The 397-nt window shown below is 29.2% G+C and carries 1 protein-coding gene; it reads right to left on the reverse strand.

Annotated elements, in window-relative coordinates; genetic code table 11:
- Positions 1–225: hypothetical protein (locus ELQ12_RS09945; RefSeq protein ID WP_134264761.1), on the reverse strand; the 225-nt coding region annotated here is incomplete at its 3' end.
- Positions 226–397 lie beyond the last annotated feature (172 nt).

A 397-nucleotide genomic window follows, 5' to 3' on the forward strand; every position in this document is an offset into this window, starting at 1 on the left:
AATAAACCACTCATCAAATTCTTCCTCAGTAGCATCACGATAAGATATTCCTGTTTCTTCTTCAAAAGCGACTTCGTATTCTTCTGGATCGATATGATCATACGCATCACTTAAAAAACCCTCTAAATGAGAATTAACAGCCTGCAAAACTTCTTTGCTAGGTTTTGTTTTTAAGAATTCTTTAAAATTCTCAAGATTGTCTAAAATTTCAACATCAAATTCCATAATATCTCCTTTTTATTATTTTTTTATCTTTCTTCTTTCTTCATACATTTTAATTTGTTCTGGTCTCTCTAAACTCGTATCAATATTGTATTCTTTAACCAATTGTTCCCAAGTCTTAGCACCTGCTTTTTTTAAGATTGTTTTATTTTTATTTATCCCAAAAGAAATAGCT

Origin of the sequence: Campylobacter sp. US25a (assembly GCF_004379075.1) — a bacterium.
GTDB classification, from domain to species: domain Bacteria; phylum Campylobacterota; class Campylobacteria; order Campylobacterales; family Campylobacteraceae; genus Campylobacter_D; species Campylobacter_D jejuni.